The sequence below is a fragment of the Tessaracoccus antarcticus genome (assembly GCF_003688855.1).
Lineage (GTDB): Bacteria > Actinomycetota > Actinomycetes > Propionibacteriales > Propionibacteriaceae > Arachnia > Arachnia antarctica.
This window is the reverse complement of the sequence record NZ_REFW01000002.1, coordinates 561,327-577,104: the sequence shown is the minus strand read 5'-3', so window position 1 is coordinate 577,104 and position 15,778 is coordinate 561,327. Positions and strand designations below refer to the sequence as shown.

The 15,778-nt window shown below is 66.3% G+C and carries 11 protein-coding genes; 7 read left to right on the top strand and 4 right to left on the bottom strand.

The window, feature by feature from the left end; translation table 11 throughout:
• Both EAX62_RS09950 and EAX62_RS09945 read left to right on the top strand, forming a co-directional pair.
• Positions 1-936: a superantigen-like protein SSL4 gene (locus tag EAX62_RS09950; RefSeq protein ID WP_147454078.1), complete on the top strand. Its 936-nt coding sequence runs from the start codon at positions 1-3 to the stop codon at positions 934-936.
• 78 nt (positions 937-1,014) lie between these two features.
• The gene (locus tag EAX62_RS09945; protein WP_121901505.1) at positions 1,015-3,228 is read left to right on the top strand and encodes a D-glucuronyl C5-epimerase family protein; all 2,214 of its coding nucleotides are present in this window, start codon (positions 1,015-1,017) and stop codon (positions 3,226-3,228) included.
• 45 nt (positions 3,229-3,273) lie between these two features.
• Here the strand turns inward: EAX62_RS09945 and EAX62_RS09940 are convergent, their stop codons facing one another.
• From EAX62_RS09940 to aceE, 3 genes are all read right to left on the bottom strand, one after another.
• Positions 3,274-5,484 (bottom strand): 6-phosphofructokinase, encoded by a 2,211-nt coding sequence (locus tag EAX62_RS09940; RefSeq protein WP_121901504.1) that lies wholly within the window; start codon positions 5,482-5,484, stop codon positions 3,274-3,276.
• Between the two features lie 29 nt (positions 5,485-5,513).
• Positions 5,514-5,918: a DUF3052 domain-containing protein gene (locus EAX62_RS09935; RefSeq protein WP_267897981.1), complete on the bottom strand. Its 405-nt coding sequence runs from the start codon at positions 5,916-5,918 to the stop codon at positions 5,514-5,516.
• A gap of 118 nt (positions 5,919-6,036) precedes the next feature.
• Entirely contained in the window at positions 6,037-8,790 is a 2,754-nt protein-coding gene (gene aceE, locus EAX62_RS09930) for a pyruvate dehydrogenase (acetyl-transferring), homodimeric type (RefSeq protein WP_121901502.1), read from the bottom strand.
• Positions 8,791-9,076: 286 nt separating this feature from the next.
• Here aceE and EAX62_RS09925 point away from each other — a divergent pair, with 286 nt between their 5' ends.
• The 4 genes from EAX62_RS09925 to EAX62_RS09910 all read left to right on the top strand — a co-directional run bounded on the left by EAX62_RS09925 (position 9,077) and on the right by EAX62_RS09910 (position 13,119).
• Entirely contained in the window at positions 9,077-10,462 is a 1,386-nt protein-coding gene (locus EAX62_RS09925; RefSeq protein ID WP_121901501.1) for an ABC transporter substrate-binding protein, read from the top strand.
• 115 nt (positions 10,463-10,577) lie between these two features.
• A complete protein-coding gene (locus EAX62_RS09920) occupies positions 10,578-11,552 on the top strand; it encodes a carbohydrate ABC transporter permease (protein WP_121901500.1) in 975 nt (324 codons plus the stop codon).
• Positions 11,549-12,514 (top strand): carbohydrate ABC transporter permease, encoded by a 966-nt coding sequence (locus EAX62_RS09915; RefSeq protein ID WP_121901499.1) that lies wholly within the window; start codon positions 11,549-11,551, stop codon positions 12,512-12,514. The genes EAX62_RS09920 and EAX62_RS09915 overlap by 4 nt, the downstream gene beginning before the upstream one ends.
• Positions 12,515-12,519: 5 nt before the next feature.
• Positions 12,520-13,119: a GNAT family N-acetyltransferase gene (locus tag EAX62_RS09910; RefSeq protein WP_158600621.1), complete on the top strand. Its 600-nt coding sequence runs from the start codon at positions 12,520-12,522 to the stop codon at positions 13,117-13,119.
• Here EAX62_RS09910 and EAX62_RS09905 read toward each other — a convergent pair.
• Positions 13,064-14,098: a PHP domain-containing protein gene (locus tag EAX62_RS09905; protein ID WP_121901497.1), complete on the bottom strand. Its 1,035-nt coding sequence runs from the start codon at positions 14,096-14,098 to the stop codon at positions 13,064-13,066. The two genes, EAX62_RS09910 and EAX62_RS09905, sit on opposite strands and share 56 nt — an antisense overlap.
• A 120-nt stretch (positions 14,099-14,218) precedes the next feature.
• Here EAX62_RS09905 and EAX62_RS09900 point away from each other — a divergent pair, with 120 nt between their 5' ends.
• Complete coding sequence (locus tag EAX62_RS09900) at positions 14,219-15,766, top strand: hypothetical protein (RefSeq protein WP_121901496.1); 1,548 nt, start codon at positions 14,219-14,221, stop codon at positions 15,764-15,766.
• Positions 15,767-15,778: the final 12 nt, after the last annotated feature.

Here is a 15,778-nt window from a genome sequence, read left to right as displayed (position 1 = left end):
ATGAGTTATTCCGACATCCCTGAACCGCCCCTCCCCCGACGCGGGGTCCAGCGCGACGACCCCAGCGGGCAGCCCGGCGCGCCGGGACCGACGGTGGCGAGCACCGCCCCCGGCCACATCGCCGCGCGCAGAGCCGCGACGATCGACGACGGGGTTGGACATACCGGCCCACCTGCAGGGACGCGTCGCTGGCTGGCAGCCGGGGTCATCGCCATGGTGGTGGTGGCAGTACTGGTGTGGGTGATCATCCGGAACCCCGGCGAGGTGACGGTGGTCCTGCCATCCGCGAGCGTGGCGGCCACGCCCACGACGCCCTCCAGCCCCTCCGTGGAATCTCCCACCTCCCCCACACCATCAGGAACGGCCGGGTCGGCCGCGCCGTTGCCGGGCACTGTGCCCCCCGCACCGGTTCTCCCCCAGTCCCCGGAACCGTCCCCCGAGGGTAGTGAGGTGGCTGGAACCATCGTGTTGAACGACGCCACCTTCATCGCCCCCGCCGGTTGGCTCCTGTACGGCGACGATCTCATCGAGGACGGGCGTCGCGCCGTGCGGCTCAGTCACGACCGCACGGACGCGCGCCTGCAGGCGGTCACGCTCAACCCGGGCGACTCCGACCTGTCAGCGTCGTGCGGATCCCTCGTGGACCTCCAGCAGGCGCAGTTCAGCGACGTCACGCGACAACTGGTGGTGCCCATCGGGGTGGAGGCCTCGGCCGGCACCGGTGTCCGCTGCGGTTTCACGGGCGTGCGCAGCAGTGACGGCATCGCCAACACCGTCACCTTCACCCTCGTCAGCAGGGCCACGGACTCGCACGTGCTGATGCTGCGCACCACAGTTCCCCAGGGTGGGGCCAGCGACTCAGCCCCGGTGCAGCAGCTGGGGGCCATGTCCTGCGAGGCCAGCGCCAGCTTTGGCCTCGCCCTCCCCCTCTGCTGAAACACGCCCCGACCCCTTCCGAGCATGCGCCATCCGTGAAAGGGTGCGGGGAGAACATGTGGGGTGGAAGGGAACAGGATGCGACAAGGTGTGATGCGCTGCGTCTCACGGGCCATGGCCCTGGTGATGGGAGTGGTCCTCGTCTGTACCTGGCTGTCCCCAACCCCTCCCGCCGCAGCGCTGGACGTCTACATCACCCCCGGCACCCACCACGTCAACGGCCGTACGTGGCGCACGGCATGCTCTGCGTACAGCAGCACGGTGACGCGGTGCCGCACTGAGATCATCGCCACCACCGTCGCTGCCAGGGGCAACTCGTTCGTCAGCACCACCGGCTGGACCTTCAACAACCTGACGTACCGGGCGAGCCCTCGTGGACCGTGGGCGGGCAACCCGCTGGCCACCCCCGGCGAACACACCCTGGACGGGCGCGCATGGAGGACGGAGTGCGACACCGCCGTCACGGGCCGCAACGGCTGCCGGAGCTGGATTCGGGCCAGCGTAGTGGACGTGGCGTCCACCAACCCGACCCGCTACGGCTGGAAGACCATGTGGGTCTTCAACAACATGGTGCGTTTCACCCCAGCGTCCGGGTCACCGGCCCCCGTCATCCCTGTTGCCCCCACCAAGGCCTGCGTGGGGGCGCCGATCCCATCAGGATTCGACGTCCTGGACAACGGCATGCCTTCATCGCCACAAACCGGACAGCAGCCTGCAGGAGCCTTCAACCCCCAATACATCGGCAACTTCATCCGGCAGGTGTTGAAGGACACTCGCAGCACCGCGTCCCAGAAGAAGTGTCTCGCGGCCACGGCTGCCGGCCATCTCGTGGCGCACAGCACCACCCGGGTGGTGGACGGTGTCACGTCGCGCTGGTTCCCCTTTGACTTCGACTACTCCGCCAACCCATCGGTCCCGACGCTGCGAGCGCCCTGGCATTCCGGCCTCGCGCAGGCCAACATCCTCACGCTGACGGTCCTCCTGGAGGACGTCACGGGCGACCCCGTCTGGGCACGGTACGGCAGGGAAACGTTTGAGAGTTTCATGGTTCCAACCTCCGCGGGCGGGTTCATGTCCCGTGAGAAGGGGTTCCTGTGGTTCGAGGAGTACCCCACGACGCCCGGCACCACCGTCCTCAACGGCAACTTCGAGGCGCTCATCGCCCTGTCCTACTGGGGCAAGACCATGAACGAACCCCGCGCCACAGCCATGGTGACCGAGACGGTCCCCGAGTTGCGGCCGCTCCTGGAGGCCAGCGAGGTGCAGGTGGAGGCCGGCCTCCTGTCCAGCTACGACCTGGTGCGGGGGTATCCCGCCGCACCCCTGCGACTCCTTGCCACCTCAGGGGACTTCTGGTGGGGCACATCCCGGCTGAACACCACATTCCAGAGTATTCCCACCGTCGCGGCCGCCGCCCCACCTCCACCCAACGTGCTGCGCAACTCCGACATGTCACAGGTGACCAACGGGGTCCCGGCGAACTGGTCACCACTGAACGCCCGCTCCGCCATCAGCGCATCCGGGGGCGCCCTGCGACTGGTGACAGATGGCGCCGCGTGGCAGGGCGCCGTCCAGAGCGTCCAGGCCGGCACCTTCACACCTGAGGAGCCCCTGACGCTGGCGGTGCGGAGCCGCCTCACACTTCCCACCGGCGCTCCGGGAACCTCGGGGAAGATCATGGCCTACGAACGGTGCTCCGGGAAGTACCGGGTGCTCCACACCACCTCCAAGCTGCGAAGCACATCCTGGGCCTCCTACAACGTGGGGTTCCCAGCACCCCGCGCCGGGTGCTCACTCGAAATCCGGCTCACCTCGGGCAACAAGGGGCCGGCCAACACGGTGGTCGAATTCGACGACGTCCGCCTCAGCCGTGCGGAGGTCATCGGCGAGAGCGTCACGCCCGCCTACGACATGTTGGTGGATCGCACCCCCGTCAACACGTTGTCCCTCACGGGGGCGGGCTCCGCGACCCTCCAGGCGCACGCCGACGGCCGGTGGCAGGACGTGGCAGAGGTGAGACTGACGCCGGGATCATCGTCGGGCGCCGTCATCCCGGAGCGATTCACGGGCCGCAACCTGCACTACGGGTACCACGAGAGCCACGTGGTGGAGTTGCTGCAGCTGTACCGCCTCACCCAGGAGGTGGTCTTTCTGGACTTCGCCCGACGATGGGCCCCCCTCGCATCCGAGAACAACGGCGTGCTGCCACCCCAGCAGGCGATCAAGCCGGCTACCGCATTAGAGACGACGGGCCAGCCGGACCCGGCAAAGGACGGTCAGGAGCCGAAGTAGGGGTCCGTGCAGTCGGGGCTGAGCCCCCCCCCAAGACTCCTTCAGTCACTGCTGGCCGGGGCGGCGGCTGAGCTGCAGGAACACGGGGCGCAGGTTCATCCACCATTGTTCGCGGGGTCGCTGCTTGTCCCAGTCCATCTGGTCCGTGACGTCGCGGAACGGGGCGAACAACCCGGGCGCCTCCCTCGAGGCCGCCGAGTAGTGGGCGGTGCCCCCGGCGAGCTGCTTGTCGAGGTGCACCATGGCGTTGTGGGCCAGCCGGGTCGCGTTGATGCGGTCGAAGGGCGACGGTGTGCCGCCCTGCTGCATGTGTCCGATGACGCTCTGCCGGACCGTGAACTTTCCCCCACCCTCCGCCTCGAAGAGGCGACGTAGCACGTCGGTGGTGTAGTGCTCGCTGGCGTCCTCGCCGATGACGGCCAGGTAGAAGTTGCGGCCCGTGTCGAAGGCGTCGACGAGGGCGGCGATGTCCTCCTCCAACTCGGACAGGGTGATGCCCAGCTCCGGGAGGTATGACTTCTCGGCGCCGGCGGCGATGCCGCCCACCAGGGGGAGGAAACCGCAGCCGCGGCCCATGGTCTCCACGATGAAGGCACGCCTGCTGGCCGAGGCGGACATGCGCACCATGTCGATGGCATCGACGACGGTGTTGAGGGCCGTGTCCGCTCCCACAGCCATGGGCCAGCCCGGCAGGTTGTTGTCGATGCTGGCCGGCACGACGGCGATGGGGATGTCGAACGCGGGGTAGCGGCGTCGTTCGCTCTCCAGCATCCGCACCGTGGCGTAGGCGTGGAACCCGCCCATCACCAGGAGCGCATCAATGCGGTGCTCCTCGAGTTGGCGGGCCATGGCGTACAGGTCGGTGTCCTGCGGCACGTAGCGTCGTGTCCCGATGTCTGCGCCGCCGGTGTGGGCCATGCCCTCCACGTCCGACCAGGACCACTGCGAGAACTTGCCCTCCACCAGCCCGGGAACACCGCCCTGGATGGCGAACACCTGATAGCCCATGTCGATGCCGGAGCGGACGGCCACCCGTGCGAGCTGGTTCATGCCGGGCGCCAGGGCTCCTGCGTTCATGATGGCGATCCGCTTCGCGCCGGCCCGCTCCTCCTTGGACGCCTTCGCCTCGGTGATGCCACGGTAGATGTCGATCATGGTGGTGAATCCAGCGCCCCGGGCCTGCACCGCCTGCAGGTAGTTGCCGTTGCGGATGTGGTCCGCGATACCGCGCGTCTCGTCCACGGCCTCCAGCAGCGGCTGCCAGGCGACGGCGTCGCGCCTCACACCCACCAGGACCGGTTCGGTGTCCGCCTCGGCAGCGAGAATCTGGTTCACGGCCTCGACGCCGCAGGCGGTGGCCATCCACCGGTCGTAGGCGCTGGGGCGTCCGCCCCGCTGCACGTGCCCGAGGATGGTGATGCGCGCGGCCTCGCCGGTGCGCTCGGCGATGGCCTGTTGGATCCCCTGCGCCGTGATGGGGCTCCCGTGACGGTCCGCCGCACCCTCGGCGACGATGACGATGGAGTCGCGACGACCGGCGGCTCGTCCCCGCGCCAGCAGTTCCACGAGCCGGTCCTCCCACCCGTCACGCGGAGGCACCTCGGGGAGGAAGGCGTAATCTGCGCCACCTGCCACGGCACTCATGAGTGCCAGGTATCCGCAGTTGCGGCCCATGACCTCCACGATGAACGTCCGCTGGTGGGACTCCGCCGTCGAGCTGATGGCGTCGATGGCCTCGGTGATGCGGTGAAGGGCGGAGTCGGTGCCGATGGTCATGTCGGTGCCGACCATGTCGTTGTCAATGGAGCCCACGAGTCCCACGATGTGGAGTACGGGGTGCGACTCTGCCTGCTCGGGTGTGATGTCCCCGCTTCCGAGGAGCTGCTCCACGTGGGCCGGCCACTCGGCGCGGAGCAGGGCACTGCCGGTGAGGGATCCGTCCCCGCCGATGACGATGACGTGGTCGATGCCCTGCTGGATGAGATTGCGCACGGCGCGACGGCGACCGCCCTCGTCACGGAAGGCGACACACCGGGCAGTGCCGATGATGGTCCCGCCCTTGTTGAGGATGCCCGAGACGTCGGACCAGCCCATTCTCGCGATGTTCGCGCCACCCTCGACGGCGCCCAGCCACCCTTCGCGGATGGCAAAAACCTCGGCTCCGCGGTGAATGGCGGCGCGGACGATGGCGCGCACAGCAGCATTCATGCCCTGTGCATCACCGCCCGATGTCAGGACGCCGATGCGTGAGGGCATGGAGAAGCTCCTTGGGTGTGGAAAGAGGACTAGCGGCGAGAGCTTTTGGGCCGGACCACTTTGTGGGCCTGCCACTCAGCGCTGACGTTGGCGGTCCCTGTCAACGCCAGACCTGCCGTGACGGCTCCCTCGTCGAGGTCGCTCGCCTCGATGAAGCCGTCGCGTCCCACCTTCGGTGTCATCAGCCAGATGTAGCCCTGCGGCGCGAGGTCCGTCATGGCCTCCACGAGGCCATCGGCCACTTCGCCGTCGTCGTCGCGCCACCAGAGCAGGACAACGTCCACGCCCTCCAGCGCCTCTTCCACCATGTCGGCGTCGATGATGTCCATGATGTGTTCGCGGAGCGATGCATCCACGTCCTCATCCCAGCCAACTTCCTCGACGACCATGCCGGGTTCAAGGCCGAGCAGCTCCGCCCCCTCAGCCGCACTCACAGTTCGATCCTTCCAAGAATGACGTACACGGCCCCCAGCCTGCCAGATGAAGGGGCCCCAGCGCACACCGCCCCCCGCTGAAGTCAGCGGAGGGCGGTGCGTTGGACGGCGCGTCCCGTCAGGAGTCGCCACCAGCATTGCCGGAGGTACCGGCCGTCACGTCGTCGATCCGGTACTTCTTTGCGGCGTCCGAAGCCCATTGCGTGGGAACGTCCCCGGTGGTGCCGAGGCTCTGCAGCACTGCCACGGCGATGGAGGGTCCGTCGATGTGGAAGTACCGACGGGCCGCCGCACGCGTGTCGGAGAACCCGAATCCGTCAGCACCGAGCGTGGTGTAATCGCCCGGCACCCACTGGCGGATCTGGTCGGGGACGGCGCGCATGTAGTCGGACACGGCAACGACCGGTCCCTGCGCCTCGCCGAGCTTCTTCTCCACCCAGGTGGGCTCGTACTCGCCCCACGGGTCCAGGAACTTCTTCTCATCCTGTTCCAGGCCCTCGCGACGCAGCTCGCCCCACGAGGTGACGCTCCAGACATCGGCCACCACGCCGAAGTCCTCCTTGAGCAACTGCTGGGCCTCAAGGGCCCACGGCACACCCACACCTGAGGCCAGGATCTGTGCGCGGCGCGCGTCCTCGCCGACACCGTCGAAGGAGCCCGCCTTCAGCAGGTACATGCCCCTGAGGATGCCCTCGATGTCCACGTCCTCGGGCTCGGTGGGTTGCACGTTGGGCTCGTTGTACACCGTGATGTAGTACATGACGTCATCAGGCTTCTCCCCGTACATGCGCTCGAGGCCGTTCCGCACGATGTGCGCGATCTCGTAGCCGTAGGCAGGATCGTAGGACACCACGGCGGGGTTGGTCGACGCCAGCAAGGGCGAATGGCCGTCCATGTGCTGGGTGCCCTCACCCGTCAGAGTCGTGCGGCCCGCCGTCGCCCCGATCAGGAAGCCGCGGGTGAGCTGGTCACCGGCCGCCCAGAGGAAGTCGCCGACGCGCTGGAACCCGAACATCGAGTAGAACACGTACACGGGGACCATGGGGATCCCGTGGGTCGCGTAGGACGTGCCGGCGGCGGTGAACGCGGCCACCGATCCGGCCTCGTTGATGCCCGTGTGCAGGATCTGGCCGTTCTTCGCCTCCCGGTAGGCCAGGAACAACTCGTTGTCCACGGGCGTGTAGTTCTGCCCGTGGGGGTTGTAGATCTTGATGGTGGGGAAGAACGCGTCAATGCCGAACGTGCGGGCCTCATCGGGGATGATCGGCACCACGTGCGGCGCGAACTCCTTGTCCCGCATGAGGTCCTTGAGCAGGCGGACGAACGCCATGGTGGTGGCGATCTCCTGCCTGCCGGAGCCCTTGCGGACGCTGGCGTAGGCCTTGTCCCCGGGCAGGGACAGGAACTTGCGGTCCCCGCGGCGCTCCGGGAGGTAGCCCCCCAGTTCGCGGCGACGTTCGTGGATGTAGCGCATTCGCGGATCGTTGTCATCGGGGCGCACATACGGAGGACGGTACGGATCCTCCTCCAGCACCTTGTCGGTGATGGGCAAGTTCACACGGTCGCGGAAGGTCTTGAGGTCATCCAGTGCCAGCTTCTTCATCTGGTGCGTGGCGTTGCGGCCTGCGAAGTGCTTGCCCAGGAAGTACCCCTTGATGGTGTGCGCCAGGATGACCGTGGGCGCCCCCGTGAACTCCGTGGCGGACTTGTAGGCCGAGTACACCTTCTGGTAGTCGTGGCCGCCGCGGGTCAGACGCCAGATGTCGTCGTCGGACCAGTCCTTGACCATCGCCGCGGTGCGCGGATCGCGCTCGAAGAAGTGTTTGCGGACGTAGGCACCGTCGTTGGCCTTGAACGTCTGGTAATCGCCGTCCGAGGTGGAGTTCATGAGGTTGACGAGAGCACCCTCACTGTCGGCGGCCAGGAGCGGATCCCAGCCCCGACCCCAGACCGCCTTGATGACGTTCCAGCCTGCGCCGCGGAAGAAGGCTTCCAGTTCCTGCATGATTTTGCCGTTGCCGCGCACAGGGCCGTCAAGGCGCTGCAGGTTGCAGTTGATGACAAAAGTGAGGTTGTCGAGTTCGTCATTGGCAGCAGTCTGCAGCAGACCGCGCGATTCCGGTTCGTCCATTTCACCGTCGCCCAGGAATGCCCACACGTGCTGCTGCGACGTGTCCTTCATCCCGCGATTGTGGAGGTACCGGTTGAACTGTGCCTGGTAAATGGCATTCATGGGACCGATGCCCATGGAGACCGTGGGGAACTCCCAGAACTTGGGCATCTGGTGGGGGTGCGGATACGACGGCAGCGCTCGCAGCTCACCATTGACGTAGTGGCTGTGCTCCTGGCGGAAACCGTCGAGGTCCTCCTCCTGGAGGCGCCCCTCGAGGAAGGCGCGGGCGTACATACCGGGCGAGGCGTGGCCCTGGAAGAAGATCTGGTCTCCGCCGCCGGGGTGGTCCTTGCCACGGAAGAAGTGGTTGAAGCCCACTTCGTACAGGGTGGCCGACGAGGCGTAGGTGGCGATGTGGCCGCCGACGCCGATGCCGGGTCGCTGAGCGCGGTGCACCATGATGGCGGCATTCCAGCGAAGCAGGCGTCGAATCTCACGTTCCAGCATCTCGTCGCCCGGGAACGTCGGCTCCTGGGACGGTGGAATGGTGTTGATGTAGTCAGTGCCCGTCAGGGACGGGACACCTATCTGGCGCTCCCGTGCACGCTCAAGCAGCTTCAACATCACGTACCGGGCCCTGTGGCGCCCACCTTGCTCGATGACGCCGTCGAGTGATTCGAGCCACTCGGCCGTCTCGTCGAGGTCGCTGTCCGGCAGAGTGGTGGGAAGTCCATTGAGGATCGGTCCGGCCTCATCCATTTGGGTCACGTGAGTCCTCTCGGTTGTCAAGGGCTGATCCGCAGTCCGCAGCCGCCCGCATCGCGTCCAAGATACCCCCCACCCCGGTGAAGTTTCACGTTCCGCCCGCCACCAGGGAATCGGCACCACGGGAAGCAACCCCTGGGCGCGCCGGAGCGCGGGACGTGAACGTGGACAGATCGTTATTGGTTCGTGACCCGTTCCTGTGTCGTGCGGGCGAGAACTCGGGTTGACTGGGGGAAATCGCTGAACCAGCCGACGGAGGCTGGTCCGTTTCGAAAGGACGATGATGTTCCGCAAGAAGAACAGATTTGCCGTGGCCTCCCTCGGGGTCGCTTCTCTGGTGGCCCTGGCCGCCTGCAGCAACGGTGGCGCCACTCCCGGCGAGCCGACCGCGGGCGGGACCGACAGCGCCAGCAGTGCCGACTGCGCAGCGTATGAGTCCTACGGAGACCTTTCCGGCAAGACCGTCACGGTCTATGCCTCCATCGTCTCGCCCGAGGACCAGCCCCAGATTGACTCGTACAAGCCCTTCGAGAAGTGCACCGGGGCCACCATTGCGTACGAAGGTTCCCGTGAATTCGAGGCACAACTGCCGGTGAAGATCGAGGCCGGCTCCCCGCCCGACATCGCCTACATCCCGCAGCCCGGCCTCCTCAAGACGCTCGTGGACCGCTTCCCGGACGCCGTGAAGCCTGTGGCCGCAGCCGCCGACGCCAACGTCGACAAGTACTACAACGAGGCATGGAAGGGCTATGGCACCGTCGATGGCAAGTACTACGCCGTCCCCGTGGGCGCCAACGCCAAGTCGTTCGTGTGGTACTCCCCCAGCCTGATGTCGGACGGTGGCTACGAGATCCCCACCACGCTCGACGAGCTGATGGCCCTCACCGAGAAGATCGCCACCGAGCACCCTGACGCCAAGCCGTGGTGTGCAGGCATCGAGTCCGGTGCCGCCACCGGCTGGCCGGCCACCGACTGGCTCGAGGACATGATGCTGCGCACCGTGACCCCCGAGGAGTACGACAAGTGGGTCAACCACGAGATGCCCTTCAACGACCCCAAGGTGGTTGAGGCTCTCGACATGGCAGGCGCCATCCTGAAGAACGACAAGTACGTCAACGGTGGTTACGGCAACGTCAAGACCATCGCCACGACCGCCTTCGGCGACGCGGGCCTGCCCATCCTCGACGGCCAGTGCTACATGCACCGCCAGGCGTCCTTCTACCAGGCCAACTGGCCCGAGGGCACCAAGATCGCCGAGGACGGCGACGTCTTCGCTTTCTACCTGCCCGGCAAGGACGCCGACGTCAAGCCCCTCCTGGGTGGTGGCGAGTTCGCCACGGCGTTCGCCGACCGCCCCGAGGTCCAGGCCTTCCAGGCCTACCTGACCTCACCCGAGTGGAGCAACGAGAAGGCCAAGGCCTCGCCCGCCGGCTGGCTGTCCGCCAACAAGGAACTGGACCCCGCGAACCTGAAGTCCCCCATCGATCAGCTGGCCTTCAAGCTGCTGTCCGATGAGAAGACCGTGTTCCGCTTCGACGGTTCCGACCTGATGCCCGGTGCCGTCGGCTCCGGTTCGTTCTGGAAGGGCATGACCGACTGGATCGCGCTCGACAAGAGCAGCAAGGACGTCCTCGACACCATCGAGGCCTCCTGGCCGAAGTCCTGACCCGAGCCCGCTGAAATGCACAGAATGTGGGCCACACTCCCTCGGGATTGTGGCCCACATTCGGGCTCCCACCCACTAGGTTTGCGTCACCAGACATCTCAGAGAGGAGATGCCCATGGATTGGCTACTCAAGGCGACAACGCCTGCCGAGAAGATCCTTGTGATGTTCGTCGCCATACTGCTGTTCGCAGGCGTGATGGCGTTCATCCTGTACGTCTCGGAAAAACTTCCCCGCTGGATCCCCGCCGTGGGGTTCCTTCTGCCCGCCGTCATCATGCTGGCCTTCGGTCTGCTGTGGCCGGGCCTCCGCACCATCTTCGACTCGTTCCGTGACGCCGCCGGCAGGAAGAGCGTCGGCGTCGACAACTACGTCACGGTCCTGACCAATCCAGACTTCCAGATCATCCTGCTGAACACCCTGGCGTGGGTGGTGGCGGTGCCGCTGCTGTCCACCGTGTTCGGCCTGCTCTACGCCGTGCTCGTGGATCGCACCCGGTTCGAGAAACTGGCGAAGACGCTCATCTTTCTCCCCATGGCGATCTCGATGGTGGGCGCGTCGATCATCTGGAAGTTCGTGTACCAGTACAAGCCGGCAACGGCGAACCAGACAGGCTTCGCCAACCAGATCCTGGTCTGGCTCGGCCTGCCACCCCAGCAGTTCCTGCTGAACCCGCCGTGGAACACCGGCTTCCTGATCGTCATCATGATCTGGATCCAGACCGGTTTCGCCATGACCATCCTGTCCGCCTCCATCAAGGCGATCCCCGACGAGATCACCGAGGCCGCACAGATCGACGGCGCTGGATCACTCAGCACGTTCTTCAACATCACGGTGCCCTCCATCCGGCCGGCTCTCATCGTGGTCATCACGACGATCGCCATGGCGACCCTGAAGATCTTCGACATCGTGCGCACCGCCACCGGAGGCCAGTTCCAGACGTCAGTCATCGCGAACGAGTTCTACAGCCAGAAGTTCAGCCAGGGCAACAACGGCATCGCCGCCACCCTGGCCGTCATCCTGTTCGTGCTGGTGATCCCGATCGTCATCTACAACGTCCGCCAGATGAGGATTTCGGAGGGAGAACGATGAGTGAAGAAATCAAGTACGCCATTGTGGACACGGTGGAGCCGACGAATGCGAAGTTCTCCGACGACCCGATGTTCCGCAAGGAGCGCAAGTTGACCCGCGCGGAGAAGCGGGCCATCGACGCCAAGGGGCGCCTTTCATCACCGTGGGCCTCCGGCATCGCGATCCTGCTGGCCCTGATCTGGACCATCCCCACGTTCGGTCTCTTCCTGACATCGTTTCGGCCTGAGCCGGACATCCGGAAGACCGGGTGGTGGACGTGGTTCACCAACCCGAACGTCACCCTGAACAACTACGAGGAGACGCTGTTCGGCTCCTCCACGGGCCTGAGCACGTTCTTCCTGAACTCGTTCGTGGTGACCATTCCCTCGGTGATCATCCCGATCACCCTGGCCCTGCTCGCCGCCTACGCCTTCGCCTGGATCGAGTTCCCCGGACGCAACATCCTGTTCGTCGCCGTTTTTGCGCTGCAGGTGGTGCCCATCCAGGTGACGCTGGTGCCGCTGTTGACGCAGTACGTCAACTGGGGACTTGCCGGCTCCTTCTGGACTGTGTGGTTATCGCACTCCATCTTCGCGCTCCCACTGGCGATCTTCCTCCTGCACAACTTCATGAAGGAGATCCCGGCGTCGCTGATCGAGGCGGCCCGAGTGGACGGGGCGGGACATGTGAAGATTTTCTTCCGTGTTCTCCTCCCCCTCCTGATGCCCGCCATTGCCTCGTTCGGCATCTTCCAGTTCCTGTGGGTCTGGAACGACCTTCTGGTGGCGCTGACTTTCGCCGGCGGCAACAAGAACGTGGCGCCGTTGACCGTGCGGGTCGCTGAACTGTCAGGCACCCTGGGCGCCAAGTGGCACCTTCTCAGTGCCGGCGCATTCATCTCGATCATCGTTCCCCTGATCGTGTTCCTGTCGCTGCAACGCTTCTTCGTGCGGGGGCTGCTGGCCGGTTCTGTCAAGGGTTGATCAACGTGGAAGCCGGGGAAGAGCGCGAGGGCGCACCTCCCCGGCTTGTGCATGCCCTCACCATCCGCGTGGCCCGACCCGACGAGTGGCAACACTCGAGGCAGCTGAGGCTGGAGATGTTGGCCGACACACCACACTCCTTCGGCGACCGTCTCTGCGACGTCATGGAGTGGGATGACGACAGATGGATCACGCGTCACGAATCGGAGCTGTTACCCGACTCAGCCGTCTTCGTCGCCGTGGAGCCTGACGGACGTTGGGTGGGGCAGATGGCCGTCCGCGAGTTCCACAACTACTCCCCGCCGCGTGCGTGGCTCATGGGTGTCTACGTGACCCCTGGTCACCGCGGTGATGGCACCGCCACGCAGCTGATGGAGGCTGTCCGGTCATGGACGGCGGAGCGCGGTTTCGATCAGTTGTTCCTTGACGTGCACGAGAACGCGCATCCGGCCCACCGGTTCTACGAGCGACTCGGGTTCATCCCCACGGGACACAGCTCGCCCTATCCGCTGGACCCGACAACGTCGGAGCTGGAAATGGTGACACCGATCATGGGCGGCGGCGGCGCGCGTGATGCAGCAGGGACTCCAACGGCCAGGTGTTGATGATGCGGTCCTCGTCGATGCCCGCGACGGTGGCCCGGGCCGCACCCAGGGACCAGAACTCCATCTGACCCGGGGCATGGGCGTCGGTGTCGATGGCAAAAAGGCAGCCGAGGTCGCGTGCCAGCTCCAGCAGCGGCATGGGAGGGTCCCGGCGTTCCGGTCGGGAGTTGATCTCGACGGCAACGCCGAACATTTCGCAGGCACTGAACACCATCTCGGCGTCGAACTGCGACTGTGGTCGCCACGACCCGTCCCCCTGGAGCCGCCGACCGGTGCAGTGACCGAGCACCAGCGTGTGCGGATTCGACACTGCGGCGACCATGCGGCGCGTCATGGTCTCGCTGCTGCCCCGCAGGTCTGAGTGAACGCTGGCCACTACGACGTCGGTACCGGCCAGCATGTCCTCGGCCTGGTCGAGGGCGCCGTCGGCGAGGATGTCCACCTCGATCCCCCGCAGCAGTCGACAACGGTGGTCGGGCTGGAGTCGTTCCATCTCCTCCCACTGTGCGAAGAGTCTCTCGCGGGACAGTCCGTTGGCCACCCGGAGCCGGGGTGAGTGGTCGGTGATGGCGAGGTAGTCCCGCCCCATCCGGTCCGCGACCTCCGCCATCTCCCACATGGGCGAGCCCCCGTCTGAGGCGTTGGTGTGCGTGTGGAGGTCCCCTCGCAGTGCGCCACCCAGCTGTGCGCCACCCGGATCAAGGGGCTCTGCACCGGCCGCCCGGGCCTTCGTCAGTTTCGACGGTGTGGCGCCGTGCATGACCTCGGTGGCGAATCCTGCGGTGCTCGGGCCGAACGAGGGCAGCGACTGCCAGTCTGCGATGGTGTGGAGTCCGTCGACTTCCCGGGGGGTGAGCCCGGCCGCGACGTCAGCGGCCCGGCGGTACGCCTTGATGCGGTGGGTGTCCGCCATGCCGCGTTCCAGCCAGAACGCGTACTCACGCAGGGATTCAGCAACTTCGGACGCCACTGACGACATGCATCCGCACTCTAGTGCGTGACCCCGTCAACCACCTCCAGTACACCGGCCCGGGCCACGCGGTGCGGGGTAGCATTCGTGGGCGGGGTTGCGACGATGCGCTCCGGAGAGGGGGCACCGATGACGCATCCGGACGAACCGTTCCGGCGGCCCTCCCCGACAGGCGCGCCCCATGATGATCAGGCGCCCACACACGAGCGGCCCGCCTCGGAACTCCCGCCGCCGGCCGAACCGATGATCCTGGATCCTGAGTTCCACCAGTCGGTCTGGAACCCGTGGGAAGCTCCGGCCGGGGTGGTGGGATCGCATGCGGATGAGGGCACCGCGAACGGCGCCACCGCCGTGACGCCACGGGTCCTGCTGGGCGCGCGCAGGGTCCCCGGGGTGGCGATCGTCGCCGTGGCTGTCGGAATCGTGGTGGCCATCGCTCTGGCGCCGCTGATCCCCGGGTTGCGTCACTCTCCGGGGTGGCCGCCCTCGTTGATCGTGGAGGACCTGACCAGCACGCCGGAGATCGCCTGGCGTGCAGAGGGTGGTCAGAGGTGTGATGCGCCGCTCGACGAGGATCACGCCGTCATGACCGCGCATCAGCGCGTCTGGTCCCTGGACCTCCGCGACGGCCGGACCCGGTGGAGCGTGGACGTCCCCAGCGGCGATGTGCGCGTGACGTGCCTCGCCGGTGCGGACATGGTGGCGGTCTCCATCGTCGACCGGCCCGATGGCACGGTGAAGAGCATCGTCCTGTTGGACGGCTCGACCGGACGCAGGGTGACCGACGTGCCCGGTGAAGACACGGCGCAGGTGATTCCACTGGGCCGCAACATCGGCCTGGTGGACACCAGCAACATGCTGCGCGCCGTGCGGCCGGGGCGACTGGCTGACCCGCTGTGGAGTCTGCGCCTTCCCGGCGCCGGGGACCACCTCAGCGACATCCACGTCGAACCGGTGGACCGGGACACGGTGCAGCTCTGGTATTCCTCCGAGACCAGCACGGGCGAGAGCGGGGAATCCTTCCAGCCAATCCTGTCCCTCAAGGACGGAAGCGCCCCCGCCTGGTCCCGCAACGCCTTGACCGATATCCAGTTCTACGAACGGCTGTCAGACGTGGTCCTGTGGCACCAGGACATGGAGTGGGGCAGCCACGTGTCGGTCCTGGACCTGGAGGGACGGGAACTGTGGAGTCTGGAAAACCTGACACCCACCATCTCCGGGTCCCGCCTCTACGTGACGTATCCCGGTAGCAGAGATTCGGAACCGGGTGTGCACGAACTGCGTGAGGTCGATCCCAGAACCGGCGAACCGGTGAACGACGACGTCTTCGTGGGTCTCTTCGACTACGCGTCGGCCGCCCCCCGTGGCAGCATCGCGGTCTCCCTGCTCGGCTCCCTGACGATCCTCGACGAGAACCTTCGTCCACAGGACACGTTGCAGGACGTCGACTACGGCGGGACCTACAGCGGCAAAGACTTCCTGTACACCGGCGGAAACATGCAACAGGACAGCAACGCGAGGAGGACACGTCTCACGGCCATCGACCCCGTCGGCTCGCGCATCGTGTGGGACTTCTACATCGAGCCCGGTCAGCGCATCGCACAGTTGGGTCGTCACCTCGTGGTGCTCGACGATGGCGGCAGAACCGTCCAGGGTCTGAGGAGCAGTTCGCCGTGAAAGCCGTCACCA